Below are 19,325 nucleotides of genomic sequence, written 5' to 3'. Positions count from 1 at the left end.
CCCAGACTGACTTCGCTACGTGCTTCGGTCACCGGTCGACGCCTCCCATCACGGGGTCGATGGATGCGACGGCGACGATGACGTCGGCGACCTGGCCGCCCTCGCACATCGCCGCCATGGCCTGGAGGTTGGTGAAGGACGGGTCGCGGAAGTGGACCCGGTAGGGGCGGGTCCCGCCGTCCGAGACGACGTGCACGCCGAGTTCGCCCTTGGGGGACTCCACGGCGGTGTACACCTGTCCGACGGGGACCCGGAAGCCCTCGGTCACCAGCTTGAAGTGGTGGATCAGGGCCTCCATGGAGGTGCCCATGATCTTCTTGATGTGGTCCAGCGAGTTGCCGAGGCCGTCCGGGCCGAGCGCGAGCTGCGCGGGCCAGGCGATCTTCTTGTCGGCGACCATGACCGGTCCGGGTTCGAGCCGGTCGATGCACTGCTCGACGATCCGCAGCGACTGGCGCATCTCCTCGAGCCGGATGAGGAAGCGGCCGTAGGCGTCGCAGCTGTCCGCCGTGGGGACGTCGAACTCGTAGGTCTCGTATCCGCAGTACGGGTCGGTCTTGCGCAGGTCGTGCGGGAGCCCGGCCGAGCGCAGGATCGGGCCGGTGGCGCCGAGGGCCATGCAGCCGGTGAGGTCGAGGTAGCCGACGTCCTGCATGCGGGCCTTGAAGATGGGGTTGCCGGTGGCGAGCTTGTCGTACTCCGGCAGGTTCTTCTTCATGGTCTTCACGAACTCGCGCAGCTGGTCGACCGCGCCCGGGGGCAGGTCCTGGGCGAGGCCGCCGGGGCGGACGAACGCGTGGTTCATGCGGAGCCCGGTGATCAGCTCGAAGAGGTCGAGCACCAGCTCCCGGTCGCGGAAGCCGTAGATCATGATCGTGGTGGCGCCGAGCTCCATGCCGCCGGTGGCGATGCACACCAGGTGCGAGGAGAGCCGGTTGAGCTCCATCAGGAGCACGCGCAGGACGGTGGCCCGGTCGGGGATCCGGTCCTCGATGCCGAGCAGCTTCTCGACGCCGAGGCAGTACGCCGTCTCGTTGAAGAACGGCGTCAGGTAGTCCATGCGCGTGACGAAGGTGGTGCCCTGCGTCCAGTTGCGGAATTCGAGGTTCTTCTCGATGCCGGTGTGGAGGTAGCCGATACCGCAGCGGGCCTCGGTGACGGTCTCGCCGTCGATCTCCAGGATGAGCCGCAGCACGCCGTGCGTGGAGGGGTGCTGCGGGCCCATGTTGACGATGATGCGTTCGTCGTCGGACTTGACCGCCGATTCGACGACCTCGTCCCAGTCGCCGCCGGTGACTGTATATACAGTCCCCTCGGTCGTGGCGCGGGGCGTTGCATGGGGAGTGGTCATCAGGAGTACGACCTCCGCTGGTCCGGAGCCGGGATCTGGGCGCCCTTGTACTCGACGGGGATGCCGCCGAGCGGGTAGTCCTTGCGCTGCGGGAAGCCCTGCCAGTCGTCCGGCATCATGATCCGGGTGAGGGCGGGGTGGCCGTCGAAGACGAGCCCGAAGAAGTCGTACGCCTCGCGCTCGTGCCAGTCGTTGGTCGGGTAGACCGGGACGAGGGACGGCAGGTGCCGGTCGTCGTCCGGCGTGGAGACCTCCAGCCGGATCAGCCGGCCGTGGGTGATCGAGCGCAGGTGGTAGACGGCGTGCAGCTCGCGGCCCTTGTCGCCGGGGAAGTGGACGCCGCTGACGCCGGTGCACAGCTCGAAGCGCAGGGCCGGGTCGTCGCGCAGGGTCCTCGCGACGGTGACCAGGTGCTCGCGGGCGATGTGGAAGGTGAGCTCGCCGCGGTCGACGACGGTCTTCTCGATGGCGTTCTCGGGGAGGAGGTCCTGTTCCTCCAGGGCGCCCTCGAGCTCGTCGGCGACCTCGTCGAACCAGCCGCCGTAGGGGCGGGAGGAGGCGCCGGGGAGTGCGACGGTACGGATGAGGCCGCCGTAGCCGGAGGTGTCGCCGCCGTTCCGGGCGCCGAACATCCCCTTGCGTACGCCGATGACCTCGCCGTGCTCGTTACGCGGGACGGGGACGGAGGAGCCGCTCAGCTCGTCGCTCATCGCATGAGCCCCTTCATGTCGATCAGGGGCAGGGCGTTGAGGGCCGCTTCCTCCGCCTCGCGGGCGGCTTCCTCGGCGTTGACCCCGAGCTTGGAGCCCTGGATCTTCTGATGCAGCTTGAGGATCGCGTCCATCAGCATCTCGGGCCGCGGCGGGCAGCCCGGCAAATAGATATCGACCGGGACAATATGATCAACACCCTGAACAATCGCGTAATTGTTGAACATTCCGCCCGATGACGCGCAGACGCCCATGGAGATGACCCACTTGGGGTTCGGCATCTGGTCGTAGACCTGCCGCAGGACGGGTGCCATCTTCTGGCTCACCCGCCCGGCCACGATCATCAGGTCCGCCTGCCGCGGCGAGCCGCGGAAGACCTCCATGCCGAAGCGGGCCAGGTCGTAACGGCCTGCCCCGGTGGTCATCATCTCGATGGCGCAACAGGCGAGGCCGAAGGTCGCCGGGAAGACGGAGGACTTCCGCACCCAGCCGGCCGCCTGCTCGACGGTGGTCAGAACGAAGCCGCTCGGCAGCTTCTCTTCGAGTCCCATGGTGTGCCCCTCAGCCCCTCAGTCCCATTCCAGGCCGCCGCGCCGCCACACATAGGCGTAGGCGACGAAGACGGTGAGCACGAAGAGCAGCATCTCCACGAGCCCGAAGATCCCCAGGGCGTCGAAGCTGACCGCCCAGGGGTAGAGGAAGACGATCTCGATGTCGAAGACGATGAAGAGCATCGCCGTCAGGTAGTACTTGATGGGAAAGCGGCCGCCTCCGGCCGGCGTGGGTGTCGGTTCGATACCGCACTCGTACGCTTCGAGCTTTGCCCGGTTGTACCGCTTGGGGCCGATAAGCGTGGCCATGACCACGGAGAAGATCGCAAACCCTGCCCCGAGGGCGCCGAGCACGAGGATGGGCGCGTAGGCATTCACGCTCCTCGCTCCTTCCAGTCGTCCTTGACCGTTGGACCGCATCGGGCGAACCGGCTCCCCGCCTCACCAAGATCGTGCACATGTGAGGCAGTTCACAAGCCCGACTGCCCCGCATCCTATGCCTGCCGTCCTGTGATCTGCGACACGGGGTACACCAACGTCTTTGTGATCTCCACCACCTGACGAACGATCATGAAGTCGGATGAGCGGTGACCTTCGTACGCGAAGCGGTCGAGTGATCACGAGAGGTGACATCTGCTGCCGTTTTCGCTGGTCAAACGGATGTCGCACTATCAAGTCGCGACGCTCAGCGCAAAATTGGCACGGGACGCGAGAGGGTGATAAAGGGACCCGCCCCACTCCGGGGGCGGACCGGCCGGAACGGGGTCACTCGCGCGGGGGTCCTCACAGAACGAAGTGGACGCAGAGCGACATAAACCCTTAATCACACGAATCGGCCACCGCGCGCCGCGAGTTCGGCGCTCGCCACCCCCGGCCCGCGCGGAGCGCTCGTATGCCCACCCCGGCGAGACCATGCTGTGACCTGCGTCACCCCTCGGCGGCCGCCACAGAAGCGGGCTTGGCCAACCGTGTGAACAAGTGGTAAGCGGCGGGCAATTCGGGCGTATCGCTGAAAACCCGTGATCACAGCCGTGATCACGGGTGTCCGTTTTGACCGTTACGGCGTCAATAAGGGCCGCCAGGAAGCGGATTCAAAGATTCCGGACGTAACTGTGTCGCAACACACGTTTCTTGATGGGACCCCTCGCACCCTGATAGCGCTAGTACCCATGTCCCACACCGCTCACATACCCAGCCACCGGAAGCCCCGCCGAAACGCCTCGACGACGGCACTGCGGGCCGGAGTTGCCGGTGGCGTCCTCAGCACCATCGCGGTCGCGGGTGCCGCGAGCCCGGCCCAGGCCGAACCGGTGACCCAGACGATCGAGATGCCCACCATCACGGCGGGACTCTCCACCACCGTCGCGGCCTCCGCCGAGGCCACGCAGCAGGTCGCCCTGGACCTGGAGACGCAGGCCCACGAGGACGCGGCGGCCTCCACCGCCGCCAAGGACGCCAAGAAGGCCAAGGCCGAGGCGGTCCGCAAGGCGGAGGCCAAGAAGAAGGCCGAGGCGGCCGCGAAGGCCGCGGCGGCCGCGAAGGCGGAGGCCGCCGAGCGCGCCTCCCGCGCAGCCGAGCGCACCACGCTGAAGACCACCGGCACCTCGTCGTCCGGCTCCACCACCGCCGCCACGACCTCGTACTCCTCCCACGCCACCGGCTCCGCGGCCTCCGTCGTCGCGTTCGCCCAGGCGCAGGTCGGCGACGCGTACGTGTCCGGCGGCACCGGCCCGAACTCGTGGGACTGCTCGGGCCTGGTCCAGGCCGCGTTCCGTACGGTGGGCGTCGACCTGCCGCGCGTCTCGCAGAGCCAGTCGACCTTCGGCACCCAGGTCTCGCTGAGCAACCTCCAGCCGGGCGACATCCTGTACTGGGGCGGCGCTGGCAGCGCGTACCACGTCGGGATCTACGTGGGCGGCGGCCAGTTCGTGGGCGCGCAGAACTCCTCCACCGGTGTGGTGCAGCGCCCGCTGGACTACGACATGCCGACCGGCGCGGTCCGCGTCCTCTAGTACGCGACAGCGCCGCGTTCACGGATTCACAAGCCTGATCCGCACGTGAAGCGCACGAAGGAGCCGTCACTCCCCCGCTCGGGAGTGACGGCTCCTTCGTTTGTGAACGGGCGCTACGAGCGCGGCGCCACCTTCGCCAGACCGTTGATGACGCGGTCCATCGCGTCGCCGCCCGTCGGGTCGGTGAGGTTGGCGAGCATCTTCAGCGTGAACTTCATCAGCAGCGGGTGCGTCAGGCCGCGCTGGGTGGCGACCTTCATGACCTTCGGGTTGCCGATCAGCTTCACGAAGGCGCGGCCCATCGTGTAGTAGCCGCCGTAGGTCTCCTTGAGCACCTTCGGGTAGTTGTTCAGCGCCAGCTCCCGCTGGGCGGGGGTCGCGCGGGCGTGCGCCTGGACGATGACGTCGGCCGCGATCTGGCCCGACTCCATGGCGTACGCGATGCCCTCGCCGTTGAACGGGTTGACCATGCCGCCCGCGTCACCGACCAGCAGCAGGCCCTTGGTGTAGTGCGGCTGGCGGTTGAAGGCCATCGGCAGGGCGGCGCCTCGGATCGGCATCGTCATGTTCTCCGGGGTGTAGCCCCAGTCCTCCGGCATGGACGCGCACCACGCCTTGAGGACCTCGCGCCAGTCCAGCTCCCGGAAGGCGGAGGAGGAGTTGAGGATGCCGAGGCCGACGTTGGAGGTGCCGTCGCCCATGCCGAAGATCCAGCCGTAGCCGGGCAGCAGCTTCTCCTGGGGGCCGCGCCGGTCCCACAGCTCCAGCCAGGACTCCAGGTAGTCGTCGTCGTGCCGGGGCGAGGTGAAGTACGTACGCACCGCGACGCCCATGGGGCGGTCCTCGCGGCGGTGCAGGCCCATCGCCAGGGAGAGCCGGGTGGAGTTGCCGTCGGCGGCGACGACGAGCGGGGCGTGGAAGGTGACCGGGGTCTTCTCCTCGCCCAGCTTCGCGTGCACCCCGGTGATCCGGCCGGTGCGCTCGTCGGTGATCGGGGCGCCGACGTTGCACCGCTCGTACAGCCGGGCACCGGCCTTCTGCGCGTTCCGGGCCAGCTGTTCGTCGAAGTCGTCGCGCTTGCGGACGAGTCCGTAGTCCGGGTAGGAGGCGAGATCCGGCCAGTCCAGCTGGAGCCGGACGCCGCCGCCGATGATGCGCAGGCCCTTGTTGCGCAGCCAGCCCGCCTCTTCGGAGATGTCGATGCCCATGGCCACGAGCTGCTTGGTGGCACGCGGCGTCAGGCCGTCGCCGCAGACCTTCTCGCGCGGGAACGCGGTCTTCTCCAGGAGCAGGACGTCGAGTCCGGCCTTGGCCAGGTAGTAGGCGGTCGTGGAGCCGGCTGGGCCCGCCCCGACGACGATGACGTCCGCGCTGTGTTCGGACAGGGGCTCGGTCACGGTCGGCTCTCCCGAAGACTCGAATTCGCGTGCCGCGCGGCACAGGTCCAAGGCAGTCTATGGGGGCCTGCTGATCAACCCTCCGAAGGGCTGCCTCATGTCGATCGCGCCTGCCGCTCCTCCCGTCGTACAGCTGCGTGTCCCGACCGACGAGGACGCGGTGGCCTGGCACCGCGCCTTCGCCGACCCGGAGGTGATGCGGTTCTCCGGCGGCCGGCCGGAAGAACTGTCGATGTACGAGGAGTGGACCGCCCGCCAGCGGCGGCACGACGCCGAACTCGGCTACTGCCTGTGGACCGTGCTCGACGGGGAGGGGCGGGTCGTCGGCTTCACGGGGGCCCAGCCGTGGGGGCCGACGGAGTACGGCCCGGTGGGCGAATTGGAGATCGGCTGGCGGCTGGCCCGGCCGGCCTGGGGGCTGGGTTACGCGACGGCCGCCGCGCGCCTCACGCTGGAGCGGCTGCGCGCGGCGGGGGTGGAGCGGGTGGTGGCGGTGATCGACGTGCTCAACGAGCGGTCGGCCGCGGTGGCCCGGCGCCTCGGCATGGAGCCGGCCGAGACGTTCACGACGCCGCTGCCGGGCCAGGAGGCGCGGTGCTTCCGGCTGGAGCTCTGACCGGCGGCCGGCACCGTTGAGGAGTACAGGGGGCGGGCGGCACCGGGGACTTCCCCGGCACCGCCCGCCCCCTGTACGTGGCCGTGCTACTCCTCACCGTCCTGGACGGGGGTCGCCCGGTCGTCGCTCCCGCCGTTCCTGCCGCCGGTCTCCGAGGTGCCCGGGTCGTCGTGGCGATCCATCAGGGCGAGGGTGCCCGCGGTGGCCCCGCCACCGAGGACCAGGGCGGCGGTGAGGGTGGCGCCCCAGACGAGGACGGGCCGCCGACGGGGGCGTGCGGGGGCCTGGGCGGGGGCCTGGGCCTGGAGGTACGGCCCCGGCATCGCGTCGGCCGGCGGCTCGCCCCGCCCGGGGGTGGGGGCCTCCGGCGCGGCGGTCATCCGGGCGGGCGGGCCGGAGTGGCCGGGGGCTTGACCGGGCGGGGGGCCGTACGGGCCGGGTGCGGTGCCGGGCGGAGGGGTGTACGCACCCGGCGCGGACGGCGGGGTGTACTGGCCGGGCACCGAGCCGTGCGGCCCGGGCGGCGGGCCGTACGGGCTCGGCGGAGCCGGGTGCGCCGGGGTGCCGCCGCCCGGGCCGCCGCCGCCCGCCATCCGCGCCAGGTACGGCGCGACGAGCACCGCGCCGCCGACCCACAGCAGCCCGAACAGCAGCGCGTCGGCGACGCTCGGGGCGATCTCCAGGGTGCCCCGGCCCGCGAGTTCGGTGACGCCGCCGGAGAGTTCGGCGGACAGTCCGCTCATGCCGGTCAACGCCAGGTACCCGAGCAGGAACAGCCCGCCGGCCGTGACCTGTTCGCGGCGGTCGGCGGAGCGGCGGCCGGCGAGCAGCCCCACGACGAGGGCGCAGACGAGACCGGTGGCGAGCGCTCCGACGAGGGCCCAGTCGTTCGCCGCCTCGCTCAGCTCGCCCAGCCCGAACGCGCCGTGTTCCATGCCGGAGCCGAAGAAGTCCGCCTGCCCGCGCATGTCGTACTCGACGGAGCCGCCCCAGCTCACCGAGAGCACCATCAGCGCGATGTTGGGCAGCAGCGGCAGGGCGAGCAGCAGGGACGTGCCGTCCACGTCGTCCAGGGTGGCGTAGGTGACGTAACCGATCAGGGCGCAGAGCAGCAGGACCGCGCCGAGCGCGCGGACGGCGGTTCCGGCGGCGCGTACGAGGCTCAGCACACCCGGCCGCCGGGCCAGCCAGGCGGCCGCGGCGTCGCGTTGCAGGACGGCGCCGGTGGTGACGAGCGCGAGGGCGAGGGCGCCGAGCGCCGCGAGGACCGGCGAGGAGTGGAGCGAGACGTCCTCGATCTCGGGCTGGGCGTAGAGCCCGAGGACCAGGACCGCGGCGGCGGCCACGACGCTGATGCGGACCGCCGCGTCCAGGCCGCCGCCCCGTCGGCGGGCGGCGCGGGCGCCGAGGATCAGGGCGCCGATCCAGAGCACGGTGACGGTGAGCGGGATCAGGGAGAGCGTCATCCGGCCCTGCCCGCCCGGGTCGTAGTCCCCGTACGAACCGCCGCCGTACGCGTCGTCGCCGTAGCCGCCGTCGTTCATGCCGCCCGGCGCGAGGGCCCGTATCTCGAAGCCGCCGCCGAACGCCTGGAGCAGCATGGCGAGTGCGATGCGCAGCCGGTCGCTCCACCCGATGACGACGTCGTCCCCCTGCCCGTAGTCGGGGATGGCGAGGGCCACCGCGAGGCCGATGATCAGCCCGGTCGGCCAGACGGCCGCCTTCAGCGAGGCCGCCCAGTCACCGCGCATCACCCGCCCGAGGAAGAGCCCGGCCGGCGAGGGCCCGGCCGGCGCCGGCGCGTATCCGGGCGGCGGCGCGGCGGGCCGCGTCATGTAGGCCGGCACCGCGGGCGGCGGCGGACCGGGCGGCGGTGGCGGGGCGGCGGGCCGCGGGGGCGTGGCGGGGGCCGCGGGGCGTTCGCGCCCGCACTTCACGCAGAAGCGCGCCTCGTCCGGCGCCTGGGTTCCACAGAAGGGGCAGTACGAGGGCATGGGAGCTCCGCAGCGGGCCGGGGACGAGCGGGACCGTGACACGCGGGGACGGGGAAGACGCGCGCCGTATCAACGGACACATCTTCCCCGTCCACCGGTTCCCGTCAACTCGGAATGCGCGCAACCGCTTTCGCGCGGTGCCCGGCTCCCGGCCTGCGGCCCGCCGGGACCGTCAGCCGCGCACGCCCCGGTGCAGGGCCACCACGCCGCCGGTGAGGTTGCGCCAGGCGACCTGGGACCAGCCGGCCCGCTGGAGCTTCTTCGCCAGGCCGGGCTGGTCGGGCCAGGCGCGGATGGACTCGGCGAGGTAGACGTAGGCGTCGGGGTTGGACGACACCGCGCGGGCCACCGGGGGCAGGGCGCGCATCAGGTACTCGGTGTAGACCGTGCGGAACGGGGTCCAGACGGGCTGGGAGAACTCGCAGATGACGACCCGGCCGCCCGGCTTGGTCACCCGGTACAGCTCGCGCAGCGCCGCGTCCGTGTCCTGGACGTTGCGCAGGCCGAAGGAGATGGTCACCGCGTCGAAGGTCTCGTCGCGGAAGGGGAGTCTCGTGGCGTCGCCGGCGGTGAAGGGCAGCCAGGCGTGCCGCTTCTTGCCCTCGCGGAGCATGCCGATGGAGAAGTCGCACGGCACGACGTACGCGCCGGTCGCGGCGAACGGCAGCGAGGACGTCGCCGTGCCGGCCGCCAGGTCGAGGACCTTCTCGGCGGGCCGGGCGTGCACGGCCTTGGCGACCTCCTTGCGCCACAGCCGGGCCTGGCCGAGCGAGAGCACGTCGTTGGTGAGGTCGTAGTTCGCCGCCACGTCGTCGAACATCGAGGCGACTTCGTGCGGCTGCTTGTCCAGGGAGGCTCGGGTCACGCATCCCATTCAAGCAGCCCGGGCCGCGCCGGCTCGCGGCGGACGCCTCCGGCGAAGTCGGCTTCAACCTTTTCGGCCCGGCGGCACTCAGTACTCACGGAGAGACCTTCGGAGAACCGGGAAGAACAGGGAAGGGGGCAGATGTTCACGGAAGCCGGCCGGGATGCCGAGGGCTTCGAGGAATTCGCCCGCGCCGGTCAGCACCGGCTCTACCGCACCGCGTACCTGCTCTGCGGTGACGCCGACGCCGCTCGTGATCTGACCCAGGCGACGCTGGCGAAGCTGTTCCAGCACTGGCACCGGGTGCGTGCGGCCGACCATCCGGACGCCTACGCCCGGACCGTGCTCACCCGCACCTACATCGCCGAGCGCCGCCGCAGGCTGCGCGACCTGCTCGCCCACACGCCGATCGCCGCGCCCGCCCCGGCGGTGGGTCCGGAGCTCACGGTCACGCTGCTGGCGGCCCTCGCCGAACTTCCGCCCCGGGCAAGGGCGATGGTCGTCCTGCGCTACTGGGAGGACCTGAGCGTGGAGACGGTCGCCGGGCTGCTGCGGTGCAGCCCGTCCACCGTCAAGAGCCAGTGCTCGCGCTCTCTGGCCACGCTGCGCGCCCGCCTGGGCGACGCGCACCTCTACACCACCCGAAGCTGAGGAGTGACGCCGTGCACGTGTTCATGGACCCCTCCCCGGGCGGCGAACCCGGCCGGGAGGACGAGGAACTGCTGCTCCGGACCGCCATGGAGCGGGCCACCGACGGGGCGCCCCCGCTGCCCGATCTGGTCCCCGGCGCCCTGGTCCGGGGCCGCCGCCGCCGGGCCCGGGCCCGCGCCGCCATCGGTGCGGGGGCGGCCGCCCTGCTCGCTCTCGGGGTCTTCGGCGCCGCGCTGCCGGTATGGGGCGGAGGTACGGAGCGGGTACGCGACTGGTCGGCCGCCTCGCGGACCACGCCGGTCCCCACGCCCCTGGACACCGCCCGCCCGGGGCTCCGTCTCCCCGTGCACATCGAGCCGGAACCCGGCGAGTCCTCCATGGCGGACCTGTCGGAGACGGAGCTGTCTCGGCAGACGGTATTCCAGAACGAGGCGGCGGGGGTGCTCGAAGCCCTGCTGCCCGAGGCGGTCGGGCCGGTCCGCCGGACCGATCTCACCGTCAGCCGGTACCAGGGCGGGTCGGACGGCCGGGTCTTCCCCGTCGTGTTCTCGGTCCGCCCGTCGGCCACGTCCGAGGCGGAACCGCCCTGCCTCGATGTCCCGGTGAAGCACTACCGGTGTGACGAGGTGTCACTGCCAGGGGGCATCATGGCCCAGGCGATCACGGCGGCCGGGAACGCCAAGGGGGGCAGGACGATCACCGGGGTCACCGTCCGCTTCGGATACGGGCACAGCCGCGTGACGCTCACCGTGGGGGGCGACGACGAGGCCATGGTGTCGGCACCGGTCACCGCGGACGACCTGCTGGCCGTCGCCCGGGACGCGCGGTTCATGGAATTGGTGGCGTACGCGGACGAACGTCCGATGGAAGCGAAGGAGGACTCTGTCCGTGGGGGCTGAGAGCAGACGGGGGCGGCATGGCGGAGGCGGGCGGCGGCGGGCGAGACGGGCGAGACGCAGCCGAATACGGGTGCTGGCCATGGTCGCCGTACCGACGGCGCTGATCGGCGTCGTCGTGGTCCTGGCACCCCGCTGGGCGGGCGGGGACGAGTCCCCGGCGTCCGCCGCCGCGCGTAAGCCATCGGCCGCCGCGTCCCCCGCGACCGCCTCACCCACCCCCTCCGCGAAGCCCGGCCGGAGCCCGAAGCCGTCCCGGTCGCCCTCCGCCTCTCCCTCGCCCTCTCCCACCCCCTCCCCCACCCGCGTCCGCGTCCCCGCCGCCGGCCCCGGCACCTTCACGACCGCCCGTGCCGGCGGCCCGGAAGGGCGTTACGCGTACCGGGTCGAGGTCGAGGACGGTTCGGGCGTCGACCCGGACGAGGCCGCCGACCGGATCGCCGGCATCCTCGCCGCCCCGCGCGGCTGGGGGCAGGGCGGGACGCGCTCGTTCCACCGGGTGGCGTCGGGTCCGGCCGGGCTGGTCGTCCGGATCGCGACGGCGGCCACCACGGACCGGAGCTGCGCGCGGGGCGGGATGAACACGCGCGGCGAGGTCAACTGCCGGATCGGCGAGACGGTGATGGTCAACCTCAAGCGCTGGCAGACCGGTTCGCCCGAGTTCGACGGGCCGCTGAACGACTACCGGGCCCTGATCATCAACCACGAGGTCGGGCACTGGCTCGGCCGCGGCCACGAGACCTGCCCCGGCGCCGGCCGCCCCGCCCCCGCGATGATGCAGCAGATCTACGGGCTCAAGGGGTGCGTGGCCAACGCCTGGCCGTACGACGAAAACGGGGCGTACCTGGGCGGCCCCTCCGTACCGTAACGGTCCTTCAGACGGCCTCGGCCCCACCTCGTACGGGTGCGGACTGAACCGATCCGCCCGCTCACCGGTCCTATCAGCGGGGGACGGAACAACCGATCACTGGGGGAGGGGCCAAGGATGCCCGAAGGGAAAGGGCGCCGGGGGGAGAGCGGCCGGAGCCGGTTGCTCATGATGGCCGTCGTCCCCGTCGTGCTCGCGGCGGTCGCCGTCGTCGGCCTCCGCTGGAACGACGCGCACGGCCCCGGCCGCACGCCCGCGGCCGTCTTCACCGTGGCCCGGGCCGCCGCCACCGACAGCGGTACGGGGAACACCTACCGGGTCGAGGTGGAGGACGGCTCCGGGCTCGACGCGGACGGGGCGGCCGCCGTCGTCGCGCGCATACTGGCCGCGCCCCGGGGCTGGTCGCACCACGGGGAGCACACGTTCCGGCAGGTCGCGAAGGGGCCGGCCGGGCTGGTCATACGGATCGCCACCCCCGGGACGACCGACCGCATCTGCGGGGCGAGCGGGCTGGACACCCACGGCGAGGTGAACTGCCGGGTCGGCCCCGTCGTGATGGTCAACCTGAAGCGCTGGCAGACCGGTTCGCCGGAGTTCGACGGCCCGCTGGGCGAGTACCGGGCGCTGATCATCAACCACGAGGTCGGGCACTGGCTCGGCCACGACCACGAGACCTGCCCCGGCAAGGGGCGGCCGGCGCCCGCGATGATGCAGCAGATCGACGGGCTGAAGGGCTGCGTGGCCAACGCCTGGCCGTACGACGCCGAGGGGCGTTACCTGGGCGGTCCCCCGGTGCCGTAGGCCCCACTACCGGCCCCGGTACACCAGGCGCCCCGCCGCGATCGTCGCCACGCAGCTCACCGCGCCCGCCGCCAGCAGCCCGGCCTCGCCCGGCGCGTCGAAGGCGGCGAGGTCCGCGCGGCCCCCGGCGGTGAGCGGCGCTGCCATCGCCTCGGACACTGCCGCGGCCCCGGCCAGCGGGTCGATCCGCGGCACGCCGGCGGGGGCCGCCGGCCCGCCGATGACCAGCAGCCCGGACCGGCGTACGGCCGTGAGCAGGGCGGGCGGGGTGCCGGGGCCGGCCGTCACGGCGGTCGTGCCGTGCCCGAGCATCCGGTGCAGCCCGCGCCGCACGCTGCCCGCCCGCCAGGTCTCCTCGGGGCCCAGCGCGTCGAGCGCGGCGCCGGTCAGGGGCTCGGTGCCCAGCGCGTCCGCCTCGCGCGGGTCGGGGAAGTACCACTCCTCCAGGAGCCGGACCGCGTCCCGTTGGAGCAGGCCCGGGGTCAGGACGCCCGGCCAGTGCCGGACGCGGGCGCCGGGGTGGGCGGCGGCCAGTTCCCCGTACGGTCCGAAGGCCGCGACCGACGCGTCCCGTACGGCCACCGCACCGTCGGGCACGGGTGCGCGGCCGCCGCCCGGCAGCAGCAGGGCGGCGGCGTGGATCGTCAGCAAGGCGCTAGTCGGCGCCGAGGAGCTTGAGCTCCGGGTGCGCGGTGCCGCCCTCGATCGCGACGGACGAGAGGTGCGAGACGACGCGCTCGTCGACCGGGTCGTTCGCCGGGTCGTCGTGCACGACGAGGTGCTCGTACGTGGTGGAGCGCTGGGCCGGGACCCGGTCCGCCTTGCGGATCAGGTCGATGATCTCCAGCCGGTTGGAGCGGTGCTTGGCGCCGGCCGAGGAGACGACGTTCTCCTCCAGCATGATCGAGCCGAGGTCGTCGGCGCCGTAGTGCAGCGACAGCTGGCCGACCTCCTTGCCCGTGGTGAGCCAGGAGCCCTGGATGTGGGCGACGTTGTCCAGGAAGATCCGGGCGATGGCGATCATCCGCAGGTACTCGAAGAGCGTGGCCTGCGTCTGCCCCTTCAGCTTGTTGTTCTCCGGCTGGTACGTGTACGGGATGAACGCCCGGAAGCCGCCGGTGCGGTCCTGCACGTCCCGGATCATCCGCAGGTGCTCGATGCGCTCGGCGTTCGTCTCGCCCGTGCCCATCAGCATGGTCGAGGTGGACTCGACGCCGAGGCCGTGGGCGATCTCCATGATCTCCAGCCAGCGCTCGCCGGACTCCTTGAGCGGGGCGATGGCGGTGCGCGGCCGGGCCGGCAGCAGCTCGGCGCCGGCGCCCGCGAAGGAGTCGAGACCGGCGGCGTGGATGCGGCTGATCGCCTCCTCGGCGGAGACCTTGGAGATACGGGCCATGTGCTCGATCTCCGAGGCGCCGAGCGAGTGGATCACCAGCTGCGGGAACGCCTTCTTGATGGCCGAGAAGTGCTCCTCGTAGTACTCCACGCCGTAGTCCGGGTGGTGCCCGCCCTGGAACATGATCTGCGTGCCGCCGAGCTCGACCGTCTCCGCGCAGCGGCGCAGGATGTCGTCGAGGTCCCGGGACCAGCCCTTGGCGGTGTCCTTCGGCGCGGCGTAGAACGCGCAGAACTTGCACGCCGTGACGCACACGTTGGTGTAGTTGATGTTGCGCTCGATGATGTACGTCGCGATGTGCTCCGTACCGGCGTACCGACGGCGGCGCACGGCGTCGGCCGCCGCGCCCAGGGCGTGCAGCGGGGCCGACCGGTAGAGGTCGAGCGCCTCCTCCGGGGTGATCCGGCCGCCTTCGGCGGCGCGGTCGAGGATGGGCTGGAGGTCGGCCTTCTCGGTCACCGGGCTGTCACCTTTCGGCGGTTTTTCAACGGATCTAGGGCCTGTATCGAGTTGCCCGTCGTCGCCCGAAGGGCGGCAGGCGGAAGCTCGATACGGGGCCTTCGGACCGGTTCAGCGTACGCCAGCGGGCTCGGCGGTCAGCCGCCGGACCGGGTCAGCGTGCCGTACGGGAGTCCGGCGCCCTTCTCGTCGGAGCTGAACCGCAGCGTGCCGTCGGCCGCCCGGGTGAAGTGGAGGCCCGCGGGCGTGGTGGTGCAGAGCCCCGCCGTGCCGGGCCGGTCCGGGTCGGCGCGCTCGCGCAGCTCGACCTCGTCGTCGGAGGCGGAGGTGAGGGTGGCGACGCTGTAGCAGGTGACGTCGATGCCGGCGGACAGGGAGGTGGTCAGGTGGAGCACGTCCGTGCCCTTGCGGCCCTTCTCGAAGACCGCGGTGAGCGTGCCGTGCGACTGGCCGGTGGTCTTCTCGGTGAGCGGCCCCTTCCAGGTGCCGACGAACGCGTCGGGGAGCTCGCCGGCCCCTCCCGGCCCCGCCGTGGCCGACCCGGTGGCCGAGTCCGCCGGTGAGCTGGGCCCGCCGGAGGCGGCGGGCGGGGTGCGCCCCACCTCTCCGTGCCCGACGTTGCCGCTGTCGCCGCCGCTGCCCGGCATCAGGTCCAGCAGGAACGCGCCGCCCACGGTCACCGCGGCCAGCGCCCCGGCCACCGCCAGCGCGACGGTGCAGCTCACGCGGCGGCGCCCCGCGCCCTCCCCGCCCGCCGTCACGCCGAGGCCCGGGCCGCGTCCCCCGGTCCGCTGCCCCGGCACCCCGTCCGCCCCCGGGGCCGGCGGGCCGAAGGCGCCGGAAGCGGCGGCCGGACCCCCGGAGCCGTACGCCGGGTCCCCGGCGCCCGGCCCACCCGAGCCGAATCCGGGCCCGCCCGCACCCGCCCCGAACACGGAGTCGCCCCTCCCCGCCCCGAACACGGAGTCGCCCCTCCCCGCCCCGAACACGGAGTCGCCCCTCCCCGCCCCGAACGCGGAGTCGCCCGCACCCGCCCCGAACGACGGATTGCTGAACGGCACCGGCCCCGACTGCACCGGCGCCTCCTGCGGTTCCAGGTCCAGCAGGGCCACCGCCGACCGGCTCACCTCGCGCACCAGCGGGCCCGGCAGCCAGCCCGCCGCCACCGCCACCGCCGCGCCGCCGGGCAGCAGCCGGCGGGCCAGCTCGGCCGGGGTCGGCCGCCGCTCCGGGTCCTTGGCCAGACAGGTGGCGATGGTCTCGCGCAGACCGCCCTCGAGGTCGCCCAGCTCCGGTTCCTCGTTGATCACCTTGTAGAGGAGGACGGCCGACGAGTCGCCCAGGAAGGGGGCGGAGCCGGTCGCCGCGTACGCCAGGACCGCGCCCAGCGAGAAGATGTCGGCCGCGCCCGAGATGTCGGTGCCCCGGATCTGCTCCGGCGCCATGTAGCCGGGCGAGCCGACGGAGACCCCGGTGGAGGTCAGCGAGGCGGTCGCGTCGATGGCCCGGGCGATGCCGAAGTCGATCAGCCGGGGGCCGTCCAGGGCGAGCAGGACGTTGGACGGCTTCACGTCCCGGTGGATCAGGCCCCGCTCGTGCACCGCGGCCAGCGCCTCGCCGAGACCGGCACCCAGCACCCGTACCGCGTGTTCGGGCAGCGGGCCGTGTTCGGTGACGGCCGCGGAGAGCGGCGGCCCGGCCACGTAACCGGTGGCGACCCAGGGGACGGGGGCGTCCGGGTCGGCGTCCAGGACGGGCGCGGTCCACTGGGCGCCGATCCGCCGGGCCGCCTCCACCTCGCGCCGGAACCGGGCGCGGAACTGCTCGTCGAGCGCGAAGTGCGGATGGACGACCTTGACGGCGACGGTACGGCCGCCGGCGCTGCGCCCGAGATACACGCGGCCCATGCCGCCGGCCCCGAGCCTGCCGAGCAGCCGGTAGGCGCCGATGCTCAGCGGTTCCCCGGCTTCCAGCGGCTGCATATAAGGACTCCCCCTGTGAACCCGGCCGGACCTCCGACCGAAGCCTAGTTCGTGTCCGCGAAGTCTCGTCCGGCCACGGGAGAAACCATCCGCCGATTTCGCCCCCAAGGGAACGAACGGCGTCATTCAGCGCGATAAAAGGCGTGAATGCGCCGGTCCGGCCGGGGCACATTGCGGGAGGCGCGGGGGCGGATTGCGGGAGACATCGGCTGCGTACTCCCGGTGTCTCGCGCAATCCGCCATTCATCGCGCGTTCAACAAAATCGAAAATGGCATTCCCCGGCGGCGGGATGTTCTCATCCGCCGAGCAGCTCCACCTTCACGTCCGCCGGGAAGCCCGCCGCCTCGCCGGTGCGGCGGGCGAACTCCTCCACGCCCGCCAGCTGGGCCGGCCCGAAGCGGAAGTCGAGGGTGGTGAAGTAGCGCTCCAGGACCTCCGCGTCGAAGGCCTCCCAGCGCGCCGCCTGCTCGGCGACCTTGGTGACCTCCTCCAGGGACAGGTCCCGGGAGGCGAGGAACGCCTCGTGCACCTGCTTGACCGCGGTGGGCTCGGCCGCCAGGTAGTCCTTGCGCGCGGCCCAGACGGCGAAGACGAACGGCAGGCCCGTCCACTCCTTCCACATCGCGCCCAGGTCGTGGACCTGGAGCCCGAGGCGGGGGGCGTCGTGCAGGTTGGCGCGGAGGGCCGCGTCGCCGATGAGGACGGCGGCGTCCGCCTCCTGCATCATCAGGCCCAGGTCCGGCGGGCAGGTGTAGTAGTCGGGGTTGACCCCGTACCGCTCGGCGAGCAGCAGCCGCGCCAGCCGTACGGACGTCCGGGAGGTCGATCCGAGCGCGACGCGGGCCCGGTCCAGGTCCTCCAGGGGCCGCTGCGAGACGATCACGCACGACATCACGGGACCGTCGCAGCCGACCGCGATGTCGGGGAAGGCGACCAGGTCGTCGGCGTTGCGCAGGAACTCGACCAGGGTGACGGGGGCGATGTCCAGTTCGCCCCTGACCAGTTGCTCGCTGAGCTTCTCCGGGGTGTCCTTCGACAGCTCCAGGTCGAGCAGGGTTCCGGTCCGTGCCAGCCCCCAGTAGAGGGGAAGGCAGTTGAGGAACTGGATGTGGCCGACGCGCGGCCGGGGGCGACGGTCGTCGACCGCGGCGTTTGAAACGGTTGAATTGTCCACATCGCGAGGCTAGACCCGTCGCCGTCCGGCCGCCCCACCGGGGGCGGACGGCGCACGGGAAGGCCCTCTGGGAGGGCCCCTCCCGCGGCAATCAAACATGTGGATGAAGTGATCTTTCCCTCTACCCCTCCCCACACCCTGCGTGCTAGGCTCGACGGCAAGTTGCAGTTTGGTTTCCCTTGCAGTACAGAGCCTGCGGAGCATGTAACCCCGCAGGCTTTTGTAGTTTTCAGACTTCATTGCAGGTTCTGGAGCAGGGCAACCCTTTGGCCCAAGGAGGGCTTATGGCTACCGGAACCGTCAAGTGGTTCAACGCTGAAAAGGGCTTCGGCTTCATCGCCCAGGACGGCGGCGGCCCGGATGTCTTCGTCCACTACTCCGCGATCAACGCGTCCGGGTTCCGCTCCCTCGAGGAGAACCAGGCCGTGAACTTCGACGTCACTCAGGGCCCCAAGGGCCCGCAGGCCGAGAACGTCACCCCGGTCTAGTTGCCCGGGTCGGCCGATCGCGGTCGGTAAGAGCAGTATCCAAGGAGCCCCGCTCCTCCGCCCCGGCGGAGGAGCGGGGCTCCTGCCTGTGCCGGGCGGCCCGTCCCCGCCGCCCCTTGACCTTCACACCGTGTGAAGCCGTGCAGTGGGAGGCGTCATGTTCACCATCGGAGACTTCGCCCGGTACGGGCGGGTGTCGGCCCGCATGCTGCGTCATTACGACGAGATCGGGCTGCTGCACCCGGACCGCACCGACCCCTCGACCGGCTACCGCTACTACGGCGCCGCCCAGCTCGCCCGGCTCAACCGGATCATCGCGCTCAAGGACCTCGGCTTCACGCTCCAGCAGGTGCGGGCCGTCGTGGACGAGGCGGTCGGCCCGGAGGAACTGCGCGGAATGCTGCGGCTGCGCCGTACGGAGCTGGAGGCGGCGATGGCCGCGGCGGCCGCACGGCTGGCCCGGGTCGAGGCGAGGCTCCGGTCGATCGAGAGCGAGGGACACATGTCCACGGACGACGTCGTGATCAAGAAGGTGCCCGCGGTGCGGGTCGCGGAGCTGACCGGGGTGGCCGGCGGCTACGAGCCGCAGGACATCACCCCGGTCATCGGGCCGCTGTACGACCGGCTCCTCCCCCTCCTCGGGGAGGCGGGTCTCACCCCGTCGGGCCCCGGGATCGCCCGGTACGAGGAGGTGCCGGACGGCGGCGGGGTCGTCGTGCACGCCGGAATGACGGTCTCCGCCCCGGTGGGGCCGGTCGGCGACACCGGGATCACGGTGGTCGAGCTGCCCGCGTTCGAGGCGGCGACCGTCGTGCACCGGGGGTCCATGGACGCCGTGCTGCCGACGGCCCAGACCCTGGCCCGCTGGATCGACGCCAACGGCTACCGGTCGGCGGGATACGCCCGCGAGATCAGCCTGGAGTGCCCGGAGGACCGGGAGAAGTGGGTGACCGAGCTCCAGGAGCCGGTGGTCCGGGCGACGGCCTGAGACCCGGGGGCGCCCCCCCCCGGGCGGGCGCCCCCCCCCCCCCCCCCCCCGGGGGCCGCCCCCCCCCCCCCCCCCCCCGGTTTGGGATCCATGTGGAGATAGCCAAAACCCGGAGAAGGGGGCAC

Annotated in this window: 19 protein-coding genes; 8 read left to right on the top strand and 11 right to left on the bottom strand. The window is 72.2% G+C overall.

Translation table 11 applies throughout. The annotated features are described in order from the left end of the window. Nucleotides 1-28: 28 nt before the first annotated feature. The 4 genes from ABZ564_RS00095 to ABZ564_RS00080 are packed head-to-tail and all read right to left on the bottom strand — an operon-like array spanning nucleotide 29 to nucleotide 2,990. Nucleotides 29-1,351, bottom strand: coding sequence for an NADH-quinone oxidoreductase subunit D (locus ABZ564_RS00095; RefSeq protein ID WP_360846978.1), 1,323 nt, complete (start codon nucleotides 1,349-1,351; stop codon nucleotides 29-31). After that, entirely contained in the window at nucleotides 1,351-2,061 is a 711-nt protein-coding gene (locus ABZ564_RS00090; protein ID WP_360846975.1) for an NADH-quinone oxidoreductase subunit C, read from the bottom strand. Before ABZ564_RS00090 ends, ABZ564_RS00095 begins: the two co-directional genes overlap by 1 nt. Next, on the bottom strand, nucleotides 2,058-2,612 hold the full coding sequence (locus tag ABZ564_RS00085) for an NADH-quinone oxidoreductase subunit B family protein (protein ID WP_360846972.1): 555 nt from the start codon (nucleotides 2,610-2,612) through the stop codon (nucleotides 2,058-2,060). Before ABZ564_RS00085 ends, ABZ564_RS00090 begins: the two co-directional genes overlap by 4 nt. Before the next feature lie 18 nt (nucleotides 2,613-2,630). Then, nucleotides 2,631-2,990 carry an NADH-quinone oxidoreductase subunit A gene (locus ABZ564_RS00080; RefSeq protein ID WP_003967084.1) on the bottom strand — a complete coding sequence of 120 codons (360 nt, stop codon included), beginning with the start codon at nucleotides 2,988-2,990 and terminating at the stop codon, nucleotides 2,631-2,633. A gap of 791 nt (nucleotides 2,991-3,781) precedes the next feature. Here ABZ564_RS00080 and ABZ564_RS00075 point away from each other — a divergent pair. Continuing rightward, complete coding sequence (locus ABZ564_RS00075; protein WP_360846969.1) at nucleotides 3,782-4,624, top strand: C40 family peptidase; 843 nt, start codon at nucleotides 3,782-3,784, stop codon at nucleotides 4,622-4,624. A 113-nt stretch (nucleotides 4,625-4,737) separates the two neighbouring features. On the opposite strand, the gene ABZ564_RS00070 is transcribed toward ABZ564_RS00075, so the two are convergent. Next, nucleotides 4,738-6,021, bottom strand: coding sequence for a geranylgeranyl reductase family protein (locus ABZ564_RS00070; RefSeq protein ID WP_360846966.1), 1,284 nt, complete (start codon nucleotides 6,019-6,021; stop codon nucleotides 4,738-4,740). A 97-nt stretch (nucleotides 6,022-6,118) separates the two neighbouring features. On the opposite strand from ABZ564_RS00070, the gene ABZ564_RS00065 reads away from it, so the two are divergent. After that, nucleotides 6,119-6,637 carry a GNAT family N-acetyltransferase gene (locus ABZ564_RS00065; protein ID WP_360846963.1) on the top strand — a complete coding sequence of 173 codons (519 nt, stop codon included), beginning with the start codon at nucleotides 6,119-6,121 and terminating at the stop codon, nucleotides 6,635-6,637. An 86-nt stretch (nucleotides 6,638-6,723) separates the two neighbouring features. On the opposite strand, the gene ABZ564_RS00060 is transcribed toward ABZ564_RS00065, so the two are convergent. Both ABZ564_RS00060 and ABZ564_RS00055 read right to left on the bottom strand, forming a co-directional pair. Further along, entirely contained in the window at nucleotides 6,724-8,631 is a 1,908-nt protein-coding gene (locus ABZ564_RS00060) for a zinc ribbon domain-containing protein (protein WP_360846961.1), read from the bottom strand. A 172-nt stretch (nucleotides 8,632-8,803) separates the two neighbouring features. After that, a complete protein-coding gene (locus ABZ564_RS00055; protein WP_360846958.1) occupies nucleotides 8,804-9,496 on the bottom strand; it encodes a demethylmenaquinone methyltransferase in 693 nt (230 codons plus the stop codon). A 141-nt stretch (nucleotides 9,497-9,637) separates the two neighbouring features. Here ABZ564_RS00055 and ABZ564_RS00050 point away from each other — a divergent pair, with 141 nt between their 5' ends. From ABZ564_RS00050 to ABZ564_RS00035, 4 genes are all read left to right on the top strand, one after another. After that, the gene (locus tag ABZ564_RS00050; RefSeq protein ID WP_360846955.1) at nucleotides 9,638-10,147 is read left to right on the top strand and encodes a SigE family RNA polymerase sigma factor; all 510 of its coding nucleotides are present in this window, start codon (nucleotides 9,638-9,640) and stop codon (nucleotides 10,145-10,147) included. 11 nt (nucleotides 10,148-10,158) lie between these two features. Next, nucleotides 10,159-11,046: a hypothetical protein gene (locus ABZ564_RS00045; protein ID WP_360846953.1), complete on the top strand. Its 888-nt coding sequence runs from the start codon at nucleotides 10,159-10,161 to the stop codon at nucleotides 11,044-11,046. Nucleotides 11,047-11,125: 79 nt separating this feature from the next. After that, nucleotides 11,126-11,911 (top strand): DUF3152 domain-containing protein, encoded by a 786-nt coding sequence (locus ABZ564_RS00040; RefSeq protein WP_360846950.1) that lies wholly within the window; start codon nucleotides 11,126-11,128, stop codon nucleotides 11,909-11,911. A 117-nt stretch (nucleotides 11,912-12,028) separates the two neighbouring features. Further along, nucleotides 12,029-12,712 carry a DUF3152 domain-containing protein gene (locus tag ABZ564_RS00035; RefSeq protein WP_360846947.1) on the top strand — a complete coding sequence of 228 codons (684 nt, stop codon included), beginning with the start codon at nucleotides 12,029-12,031 and terminating at the stop codon, nucleotides 12,710-12,712. Nucleotides 12,713-12,718: 6 nt separating this feature from the next. Here ABZ564_RS00035 and ABZ564_RS00030 read toward each other — a convergent pair whose 3' ends face one another. From ABZ564_RS00030 to ABZ564_RS00015, 4 genes are all read right to left on the bottom strand, one after another. Continuing rightward, the gene (locus ABZ564_RS00030) at nucleotides 12,719-13,363 is read right to left on the bottom strand and encodes a hypothetical protein (protein WP_360846944.1); all 645 of its coding nucleotides are present in this window, start codon (nucleotides 13,361-13,363) and stop codon (nucleotides 12,719-12,721) included. Nucleotides 13,364-13,367: 4 nt separating this feature from the next. Next, entirely contained in the window at nucleotides 13,368-14,567 is a 1,200-nt protein-coding gene (gene mqnC, locus ABZ564_RS00025) for a cyclic dehypoxanthinyl futalosine synthase (protein ID WP_360846941.1), read from the bottom strand. Between the two features lie 137 nt (nucleotides 14,568-14,704). Next, a complete protein-coding gene (locus tag ABZ564_RS00020) occupies nucleotides 14,705-16,549 on the bottom strand; it encodes a serine/threonine-protein kinase (protein ID WP_360846939.1) in 1,845 nt (614 codons plus the stop codon). 296 nt (nucleotides 16,550-16,845) lie between these two features. After that, nucleotides 16,846-17,724, bottom strand: a complete 879-nt coding sequence (locus tag ABZ564_RS00015) for a menaquinone biosynthesis protein (RefSeq protein WP_360846937.1) — start codon at nucleotides 17,722-17,724, stop codon at nucleotides 16,846-16,848. 284 nt (nucleotides 17,725-18,008) lie between these two features. Between ABZ564_RS00015 and ABZ564_RS00010 the strand changes: the two genes are divergently transcribed. Next, nucleotides 18,009-18,212, top strand: a complete 204-nt coding sequence (locus ABZ564_RS00010) for a cold-shock protein (protein WP_360846934.1) — start codon at nucleotides 18,009-18,011, stop codon at nucleotides 18,210-18,212. Between the two features lie 157 nt (nucleotides 18,213-18,369). Further along, complete coding sequence (locus tag ABZ564_RS00005) at nucleotides 18,370-19,200, top strand: MerR family transcriptional regulator (RefSeq protein WP_360846931.1); 831 nt, start codon at nucleotides 18,370-18,372, stop codon at nucleotides 19,198-19,200. The last annotated feature ends 125 nt before the right edge of the window (nucleotides 19,201-19,325 follow it).

Source organism: Streptomyces sp. NPDC019224 (assembly GCF_040632605.1).
In the GTDB taxonomy this organism is placed as follows: domain Bacteria; phylum Actinomycetota; class Actinomycetes; order Streptomycetales; family Streptomycetaceae; genus Streptomyces.
This window is presented reverse-complemented; position numbering and strand designations above follow the sequence as displayed.

Coding starts and splice junctions, on each gene's coding strand:
- ABZ564_RS00095 (WP_360846978.1), bottom strand. CDS start 1,351: ATGACCACTCCCCATGCAACGCCCCGCGCCACGACCGAGGGGACTGTA.
- ABZ564_RS00090 (WP_360846975.1), bottom strand. CDS start 2,061: ATGAGCGACGAGCTGAGCGGCTCCTCCGTCCCCGTCCCGCGTAACGAG.
- ABZ564_RS00085 (WP_360846972.1), bottom strand. CDS start 2,612: ATGGGACTCGAAGAGAAGCTGCCGAGCGGCTTCGTTCTGACCACCGTC.
- ABZ564_RS00075 (WP_360846969.1), top strand. CDS start 3,782: ATGTCCCACACCGCTCACATACCCAGCCACCGGAAGCCCCGCCGAAAC.
- ABZ564_RS00065 (WP_360846963.1), top strand. CDS start 6,119: ATGTCGATCGCGCCTGCCGCTCCTCCCGTCGTACAGCTGCGTGTCCCG.
- ABZ564_RS00060 (WP_360846961.1), bottom strand. CDS start 8,631: ATGCCCTCGTACTGCCCCTTCTGTGGAACCCAGGCGCCGGACGAGGCG.
- ABZ564_RS00050 (WP_360846955.1), top strand. CDS start 9,638: ATGTTCACGGAAGCCGGCCGGGATGCCGAGGGCTTCGAGGAATTCGCC.
- ABZ564_RS00040 (WP_360846950.1), top strand. CDS start 11,126: ATGGTCGCCGTACCGACGGCGCTGATCGGCGTCGTCGTGGTCCTGGCA.
- ABZ564_RS00035 (WP_360846947.1), top strand. CDS start 12,029: ATGCCCGAAGGGAAAGGGCGCCGGGGGGAGAGCGGCCGGAGCCGGTTG.
- ABZ564_RS00020 (WP_360846939.1), bottom strand. CDS start 16,549: ATGCAGCCGCTGGAAGCCGGGGAACCGCTGAGCATCGGCGCCTACCGG.
- ABZ564_RS00010 (WP_360846934.1), top strand. CDS start 18,009: ATGGCTACCGGAACCGTCAAGTGGTTCAACGCTGAAAAGGGCTTCGGC.
- ABZ564_RS00005 (WP_360846931.1), top strand. CDS start 18,370: ATGTTCACCATCGGAGACTTCGCCCGGTACGGGCGGGTGTCGGCCCGC.